Source organism: Micromonospora sp. NPDC050276 (genome assembly GCF_044459545.1).
In the GTDB taxonomy this organism is placed as follows: domain Bacteria; phylum Actinomycetota; class Actinomycetes; order Mycobacteriales; family Micromonosporaceae; genus Micromonospora.
This window is the reverse complement of the sequence record NZ_JBITJA010000017.1, coordinates 121,018-127,811: the sequence shown is the minus strand read 5'-3', so window position 1 is coordinate 127,811 and position 6,794 is coordinate 121,018. Positions and strand designations below refer to the sequence as shown.

Sequence of the window (6,794 nt, the reverse complement as noted above, 5' to 3'; positions counted from 1 at the left end):
GGCGCGACGGTGAAGTCCTTCAACGACACCCAACCCGACCTCGGCTGCGCCAACGCTCCCGTCGACGACCACCGGTACGTCGAGGGAAGGTCGCACGTCTGACTGGGCGGCGGGTCGGTCGGCGGCGGGGTCGTGGGCGGCGGAGTCGTCGGCGTCGTGTCACCGGTGCAGGTGACATCGTTCAGGGCGAAGCTGGTCGGGGCGGGATTGCTGCCCGTCCACGACCCGTTGAATCCGAACGACACCGTGCCGTTGGTCGGCACCGAACCGTTGTAGCTCACGTTCCTCGCCGTCACCGCCGAGCCGCTCTGCGTCAGCGACGTGTTCCAGGCCTGGGTCACCGTCTGCCCGGCGCCGTACGACCAGGTCAACGTCCAACTGCTCAACGGATCACCCAGGTTCGTGATCGCCACGTTGGCGCCGAAGCCGCCCTGCCACTGCGACGACACGGCGTAGTTCACCGAACAGCCCTCGGCCGCGGCACCGGCCGGCAGCGCCGCGACGACTGTCGACGACACCAGTAAGCCGACGCCGGCCGCAACCAGGCCGACATTGGTGGCTCTGGATCTGGTCATATAGCACCCTCCTCGCGGGACGGCGGCCGATGCATTGGTGGTGGTCGCTCGTGGTGACCAATTGTGAGCGTTAACAGGCCGCGTCAGATATGCTACGGGAGCGCTCCCATACCCTCAACGGTCGTCTATCTCTGATGCTGAGCTCCGGGCGCGGCGACCGGGACCGAGGCCGCGCGTCAGACGACCGTGAGGGTGAAGGCACCGAACTGGTGGGGACCCTGCACGTAGTGCGGAAGATAGAACTTCCATGTCACCGTCAGCTCGCGGCCGGCACGCATCGAATCCGGCACCTCGGTGACCATCTCGAACACGGCGCTGCCACCAGCGGGGATCCGCGCGAGCGGTCGGCAGTTCAGCCGGTACAGCTGGGACTTGTTCACCGCGTCGTTGGTCGCGTCGCCGAGAGAGAACCGTTCCAGCAGATAGGCCGGGCAGGGGTCCAGCGCAAGCGGGCCGTCGGTCGGGTTGGCGAGCGTCACTCGGAAGGTGGGCCGCGATCCGGCGACGGCGGTCGCCGGCCCCTCAACGGCGACAGTGAGCTGGTCGAGCGGCGAGGACGGGGGCCTCGACACCGCTACCGGCTCGGTGAAGCCGCTCGCGGACAGCGTCCCCCGTGCACGGGGATTGGCACCCTCCCCCCGGGGGCAGCCCGGACGCTCATCGGCGGTGACCGGTGCGCGTACCGTGCCGCCGTCGTGCGGTAGCTCGATCGCCAGCGTCAACGGGCCGACGGTCGGCTGACAAAACGGCCCGGACCAGTCCAGGCGCAGGCTTGCGTGGCCACCCGCCGGCACGACGACCACTCGCGTCCGGCCCTCTTCGCTGATGCCGTGGGTGTAGAGCATCGGGACCTCGCGGCCGTTGGCGAGCAGGGTCGTCGGCACCTCGCCCTGCAGGGTGCACTCCACCTTCGACGAGTTCCGCACGTCCACTTCCCCGATGAGCGTGCCGCTGGCGGCGTCCCAACCCCGGGGGGTCTCACCGCCGGTGCCCGGTCGGGTCCAGCCGCTGAGCCGGCCGGTCAGCTGCTCCGCGCGGCATGGCGCACTTCCGCTGGCCGGCACCCTCGGCGGGGCGGGGCGGCCGTTGAGATCCTCGTCGGTGATCCTCAGGTCGGCCCAGGGCACGCTGCCGTCGGCGAGCAGTGCGGTGGGCACCGGCTCCGCGGCCGTCGAGGCCGGGCGCCCCGGCTCGGCGCACGCCGTAGCGACAGCGAGCACGATCAGCAGTTGCACCAGGAGTCGACGCATGCCGCCACCCTCACACGAACGGAGCGCACCGGACCTGAGTACCCGCGCTCAGCCAGCAGCCTCGACGATCGAGACGGGAGTACCGAGCTCGACGGTACGCGAGACGGTGCACAACCGGTCGTGCGACTGCTGCAGCGACCGGGGCAGCGCCTCGCGCGCCCGGTCGCCGTCCGCGCCGTCCGGGAACGTCACGGTGAACTCGACCCGCAGGTTGCGCATCCGGTTACCGCCGGCCTCGTCCCGGATCTTGTCACCGGTGACGGCGACGGCGAACTGGGTCGGCTCGGCGCGGCGGGTGGTGATGTGGTCGACGTCCACCGCGGTGCAGCCGCCGATCGCAGCCAGCAGCAGCTCCACCGGCGTGAAACTGCCGTCCTCGCCCGTGCCCACCGACACCGCCCCGCCCCGGACATTCCGCACGACGTAGTTGCCCAGGCTGGTGCGCTCGATCTCCACCGAACGGAAGGTGTCCTCACTCATGCCAGCAAACTACCGGCAGCCGCGATCACGAGTACATGAGATGCAGCGTCATCCCCGCATCGGCGTGCTCCAGGTTGTGGCAGTGGTTGGCCCACACTCCCGGGTTGTCGGCTCGGAACGCCACCTTCCACACCTCCCCGGGGCGGACGTCGAACGAGTCGAGCCACAACGGACTCCCGGCCGCCGGTTCTCCGTCGCGGGACAGCACCAGGACGTGATGACCGTGCAGATGCCACGGGTGCACGATCGGTGATCGGTTGACGATCGTGAAAAGCACGACGTCGCCGAGGCGTACGACCTGCGGTGGGATGTCCGGGTCGGCCGCGCCGTTGATGGTGTGGGCGTAGCGCGGCAGCAGGTTGTGCAGATCCAGGCCGCGATCGAGGACGAGGGTGAAGGTCCGGTCGAACCCCGACCAGGGCACCGGCGCGGCCGTGCCGTAGGTGAGCGGGTCGAGCAGCGGCCAGGCGCCGGTCGCCGTCGACACCGGGCCGGTCGAGTAGACGGCCCGACCGTCGACGAACAGCGCCACCGGCGTGGCCGGCGCGTCGAACACCAGGTCGTAGCGACCACCGGCCGGGATCAGCACGGCGGTGTCCACCAGCGACGTGGGGCCGCGCAGGTCGACGCCGTCGATGGCGGCGACCCGGAACGGGGTGCCGGCCAGGGCGTAGCGGTGCGTCGTGCTGTCAGTGTTGATCAACCGCAGCCGCACCGGCACGCCGGCCTCGACCCGCTCCACCGTCGGCGCGGGCAACGGACGGCCCGCCAGCGTGTGCACCGGCACGGTGACGTCGAGCCCGGCCACCGGGCCCGGGCGCACCACCAGCACACCGTAGAGACCCATCCGCACGCCGACATCGGAGACCGAATGCGTGTGGTACCAGTACGTCCCCACCTGATCGGCGCGGAACCGGTAGACGAACTCCTGCCCGGGCAGCACCGCGGCCTGCGTCACCCCGGGCACCCCGTCCTGACCGTTCGGCACGTCGTACCCGTGCCAGTGCAGGGTGACGCCACGCCGAATGTCCCGGTTGCGCAGCGTCACTTCCAGGACGTCGCCGACGGTGGCGGTCAACTCCGGTCCGGGTACCTGCCCGTTGAAGGCCCACGCCGCGACATCCCGGCCACTCGCGCTCACGGTGGCGCTCCCGGCGGTCAGGGTGAACCGCTTGGTGGGTTCGGCGGCGATCCGGGTCTGCGGATAACCATGGTCATGTGGTACGCCGGGCGCGGCGCCCGGGGCGGCGGTCAGCCCGGTTCCGGTCACCAGCGTCGCGACCGCCACCACCACGGCCACCCGAGACACGCTCCGGGACGGGCGCGCGCCGAGGGCACGCCAGGAGACCGCCGTCGCCGCGACGACCCCGGCGACCGCGAGCAGTCCCGCCCCCGCCGACGCCGGATAGCCGTGCAGGATCGTCACGAGCAGGGCGCTGCTCGTGGCGTACCCGGCGAAGAGGAGCGGGACCGCGACGGCCCGGATGTCGCCCGGGGCCCGCAGCAACCGCGGCCCGGCGACGCCCACCGCCGCGAGCGACAGCGGGGCGGCGATGAGCACCTTCTCGGCGGCGAACCACCAGCCGGCGCGGGCGAGCGCGGTGATCGTGATCGCGCGGGCGAGGGTCGCAACCAGCGCGAAGGCCGCCAGGCCCAGCGCGAGCGGACGGCGCCGGGCGGTCGACGCGGCGCCTCCGCCCAGCCAGGAGGCGGCCGCGAGGACCGCGATCACGAGGTCGGCCGCGAGCAGTGACCCGGTGCTCACGCCGGCTCCACTTCCCGGGCGGGCACCCCGGTGTCGCCCGGCACCAGGCCGGCCAGCTTTCGCGCTGCCCGATGGACGCCGACCACCACGTGCACCACGATGATTCCGTTGAGCGCGTGCAGCCCACCGATGGTCAGGCTGAGCGGAGTGCTCACACCCGACGCGTCGGTGAACGCGTTGGCGAGCATGGCGATGAGCGCCTGCACGACGACGAGGCCGATCGGCACGAGCGCGAGGCCGACGAGCCGGCCCGGCGCCTTCGCCAACGCGGCGATCAGGGCGGTGAGCAGGGTCAGGATCGGGATGACCACCATGCCGTTGACGCTGTGCAGGGCGTACGCGCCGTCCCCGGCGGGTTTCGTGAACGCGCCCACGGCGGCGAAGACGAACTGCACGACGAAAGCCACGAGCAGCACAGCGGTGATGATGACGAGTGCCTTACGCATGAGTGACCTCCTAGAGGTGCGCCGAGGTCAGGGCCCGGGCGACATGATCGGTTGCCGTGATCGCCCCGTACGCGACCAACCGCACGAGGTCGGCGTCGGCCGGGTGGGAGAGCCGCCAGAGGGCCACGTCGCCCGGACTGACCGCGCCCGGTGCGAACGCCGTCAGCAACGCGATCCGCGTCCCGATGCGGTCGGCGCCCGGTACGTCCCGGACCAGGTCGACGGCCCAGTCCGTGGGTCGAGCCGGGAACCGCCCGTCCTCCCAGCGCACGGTGGCCTCGACGGTCTGTCGCGCCACGTCACCCAACAGGTCCGCACCGTGGTTGGCGGCGTCGCGCAACGACGCGTAGGCGACGCCGACCGGGCTGTCCCCCGCCCAGGCGGGTGCCGCCGTCGTACCGGCGTCGAGGAGCGACAGGCTTGCGCCGGGTTCCTTCGGCTCCCGGGCCGCCCTGGCATAGAGCCGGCCTCCCACCGAACGCACCAGCGGGGAGCGCTGCAGACCGCCGGGGAGCAGATCGGGGTCGAGCAACGCCGAGACCACCCGGTTGATGAAGTGGAACGCGAGCAGGGTCCCGGTGATCTCGGGCCGGTACGGGCTGGTCCAGTCGGCGCCTCGGGGGCTACGGCTCGCCTGCGCCCACCGGACCAACTCGGCGTACCTCGGCTCGGGCGGCAGGTCGCCCCGGGCGACGGCCTCGGCCAGCTTCGGTTCGCGCAGCGCGTGCAGCAGCAGCACGTGGGCGTCGACGCAGAACTGACAGCGGTTGGCCCGGGACACCGCGGCGGCGACGAGTTCGCGCTCGACCCGGGAGGCGTCCCCGGCGAGCAGCGCCTCACGCATCAGAGCCCAGGTCGCGGCCAGCACCTCCGGCACCGCCGAGAGCGCCTGGAAGGTGGGCAGCGGCCCGAGAAAGTCATCGCGCAGCTGCTGGTACACCGCTGCGGTACGGCCGGTGACCGCCCTGGTGGGTGTGGGGGTGAAGAAGCGGTATGTCATGGACTTGATGCTTGCCGTGGCGGGCGGGGAAAGCGTCGTTCCGCCGCAGACACTTGCCACGCCGCGAATACCACGTCGGTGGTACGCCGGAGCTACCACGTCCGCGGGATGCTCCAGCGACGACGGCCGTTCTACAGTGCGACCATGCGCCGCGACCTCCCGTACGCCCTCAGTGGCCTCGCCCTCGGCGCCCTGCTGCTCGGCAACGCCGCGCTCACCCCGGACGCCGCGACGGTCGGGGCGCTCGACGTCCTCCTGGTCCTGGCCATGGCGGTGGCCGTGGCGGCGTGCCGGCGGTGGCCGGTGTTGGCGCTGGGCGTGGTCACCGTCGCCATGCTGGCTCTGCACATCCGGGTGCACCCCGGGGTGTCCGCCGCGTTTCCCGTGCTCGGCGCGGTCTACGTCACCGCCTGGCAGGGGCACCGGTCGGCCGCCGCCGTGGCCAGCGTCGTCTTTCTCGGCGGCTTTCTGGCCCACGACATCTCGGTGGCGCCGCCGGGCCGGCCCGGCCAGTTGATCGTCGAGCGGACGGCTCTGCTGCTCGGCTGGTTCGTGGCGGCCAACGTCGCCGGGCTCGTCGGGCGGCAGCGCCGGGCGTACCTGGAGCAGGTCGAGCAGCGGGCGGTCGAGGCCGAACGCACCCGGGAGGAGATGGCGTTGCGGCGCGCCGGGGAGGAGCGCCTGCGCATCGCCCGCGACCTGCACGACTCCCTGACCCACAGCATCTCGGTGATCAAGGTGCAGGCGGGAATCGCCGTGCACCTGGCCCGCAAGCACGGCGAGGAACCATCGGCCACGCTGCTGGCCATCCAGGAGGCCAGCGGCGCCGCGATGCGGGAACTCCGCACGACCCTCGACGTCCTGCGCGCACCCACCGACGACGACCGGCTCGGGCTGGCCCGGGTGGACGAGCTGGCCGAGCGGACCCGGGCGGTCGGAATACCGGTGCAGGTGACCGTCACCGGTCAACGCCGGGACCTGCCCGACGAGGTCGAGCAGGCCGGGTACCGGGTCATCCAGGAGGCCCTCACCAACGTGGCTCGTCACGCCGGCCCCGCGACCGCGCACGTCCAGGTGCAGTACGCCCCGGCGGGGCTGACCGTCGCGGTCACCGACGACGGACAGGCGTCGCCGGGTGAGCCCCTGACCCCGGGCGTGGGGCTGCGCGGCATGCGGGAACGCGTCACCGCGTTGGGTGGCACACTGCGGGCCGCCGCGCACGACGACCACGGTTTCACGGTACGGGCCACGTTCCCGCTGGACGGTCCACGATGAACG

7 protein-coding genes are annotated in these 6,794 nt (G+C 72.1%); 1 reads left to right on the top strand and 6 read right to left on the bottom strand.

The genetic code is table 11. The annotated features are described in order from the left end of the window. The 6 genes from ACIBF8_RS28260 to ACIBF8_RS28235 all read right to left on the bottom strand — a co-directional run. Positions 1-575: non-reducing end alpha-L-arabinofuranosidase family hydrolase (locus tag ACIBF8_RS28260; protein WP_396786957.1), on the bottom strand; the 575-nt coding region annotated here is incomplete at its 3' end. Between the two features lie 176 nt (positions 576-751). After that, positions 752-1,825: a hypothetical protein gene (locus ACIBF8_RS28255; protein ID WP_396786956.1), complete on the bottom strand. Its 1,074-nt coding sequence runs from the start codon at positions 1,823-1,825 to the stop codon at positions 752-754. Positions 1,826-1,873: 48 nt separating this feature from the next. Next, positions 1,874-2,305 carry an OsmC family protein gene (locus ACIBF8_RS28250; protein ID WP_396786955.1) on the bottom strand — a complete coding sequence of 144 codons (432 nt, stop codon included), beginning with the start codon at positions 2,303-2,305 and terminating at the stop codon, positions 1,874-1,876. 25 nt (positions 2,306-2,330) lie between these two features. Further along, positions 2,331-4,070, bottom strand: a complete 1,740-nt coding sequence (locus ACIBF8_RS28245; RefSeq protein WP_396786954.1) for a multicopper oxidase family protein — start codon at positions 4,068-4,070, stop codon at positions 2,331-2,333. After that, positions 4,067-4,516 (bottom strand): DUF6220 domain-containing protein, encoded by a 450-nt coding sequence (locus tag ACIBF8_RS28240; protein WP_396786953.1) that lies wholly within the window; start codon positions 4,514-4,516, stop codon positions 4,067-4,069. The genes ACIBF8_RS28245 and ACIBF8_RS28240 overlap by 4 nt, the downstream gene beginning before the upstream one ends. 10 nt (positions 4,517-4,526) lie before the next feature. Continuing rightward, a complete protein-coding gene (locus tag ACIBF8_RS28235; protein ID WP_396786952.1) occupies positions 4,527-5,516 on the bottom strand; it encodes a carboxymuconolactone decarboxylase family protein in 990 nt (329 codons plus the stop codon). A 144-nt stretch (positions 5,517-5,660) separates the two neighbouring features. Here ACIBF8_RS28235 and ACIBF8_RS28230 point away from each other — a divergent pair, with 144 nt between their 5' ends. Further along, positions 5,661-6,791: a sensor histidine kinase gene (locus ACIBF8_RS28230; RefSeq protein WP_396786951.1), complete on the top strand. Its 1,131-nt coding sequence runs from the start codon at positions 5,661-5,663 to the stop codon at positions 6,789-6,791. Positions 6,792-6,794 lie beyond the last annotated feature (3 nt).